At 55.1% G+C, this 263-nt stretch carries 1 protein-coding gene; it reads left to right on the top strand.

The genetic code is table 11. The annotated features are described in order from the left end of the window. Positions 1–94: 94 nt before the first annotated feature. Positions 95–263: MBL fold metallo-hydrolase RNA specificity domain-containing protein (locus Q4563_RS20480; protein WP_303605822.1), on the top strand; the 169-nt coding region annotated here is incomplete at its 3' end.

Here is a 263-nt window from a genome sequence, read left to right as displayed (position 1 = left end):
GCCCGATAAACGCACAGATGTACTGTTTGTAGGCTATCAGGCCAAAGGGACACCTGGGCGGGATATCCAGTACTGGGGGCCGAAGGGAGGGTACGTGGATTTGGATGGAGAGCGTGTAACCATTCGAGCCAATATTCAGACCTTGTCAGGGTACAGTGCCCACGCGGATCAGCAAGACTTGATCAACTTTGTCAGGCGGATGCGATATCCGCCGCTGGATATCCGGATTGTGCATGGCGACTCCGTTGCCAAGCAGGCACTGA

The sequence above is a fragment of the Gilvimarinus sp. 1_MG-2023 genome (genome assembly GCF_030548285.1).
Note: the sequence above shows the minus strand (reverse complement) of the source record. Positions and strands in the feature narration are given on the sequence as shown.